1 protein-coding gene and 1 pseudogene are annotated in these 743 nt (G+C 70.4%); both read right to left on the reverse strand.

Annotated elements, in window-relative coordinates; genetic code table 11:
• Window positions 1-405, reverse strand: a pseudogene (locus TN53_RS41400) (electron transfer flavoprotein subunit alpha/FixB family protein); the annotation flags it as partial.
• A 55-nt stretch (window positions 406-460) separates the two neighbouring features.
• Window positions 461-743: electron transfer flavoprotein subunit beta/FixA family protein (locus tag TN53_RS41405; RefSeq protein ID WP_046264053.1), on the reverse strand; the 283-nt coding region annotated here is incomplete at its 5' end.

Genomic DNA, 743 nt, shown 5'->3' on the forward strand with positions numbered 1-743 from the left:
GGAGGCGGCGAACACCGACTGGGTGGCCACCGGACCCTCGTCACCGGCCTCCAGGTCGACGGCGTCGGTGATGATGCCGGAGCCGATCCGCAGCGCGAGACGGGCGGCGATCTCCTTGCCCTCCGCGGAGGACGGCACCAGCACCGCGGCCGGTGAGACGGCCTCGTACGCGGCCTGCAGGGCGTCCACCTTCGGGACGACCAGGTAGTCGGCGTACTCGGCGGCCTCGTGGGTGAGGACCTTGACGGCGCCGTGCTCGGCGAGCGCGGCGGCGGTGTCGGCGGCGCCGGCACCCAGCGCGACGGCGACCGGCTCGCCGATGCGGCGGGCCAAGGTCAGCAGCTCCAGCGTGGGCTTGCGGACGGCGCCGTCCACGTGATCGACGTAGACGAGAACTTCAGCCATGGGAATGCTCTCCTGCGAATTGCGAAGTCTTCAGGGGCGGTAAGGGGGGTGAGCCTTAGATGAACTTCTGGCTCGCGAGGTACTCGGCGAGCTGCTTGCCGCCCTCGCCCTCGTCCTTGACGATCGTGCCCGCGGTACGCGCCGGGCGCTGCGCCGCGGAGTCGACCTTGGTCCAGGCACCCTCGAGACCGACCTCTTCGGCCTCGATGTCGAGGTCGGACAGGTCCCAGGACTGAACCGGCTTCTTCTTGGCGGCCATGATGCCCTTGAAGGACGGGTAACGCGCCTCGCCCGACTGGTCGGTGACCGACACGACGGCCGGCAGCGACGCCTCCAGC

The organism is Streptomyces sp. WM6386, assembly GCF_000972385.1.
Classification (GTDB): domain Bacteria; phylum Actinomycetota; class Actinomycetes; order Streptomycetales; family Streptomycetaceae; genus Streptomyces.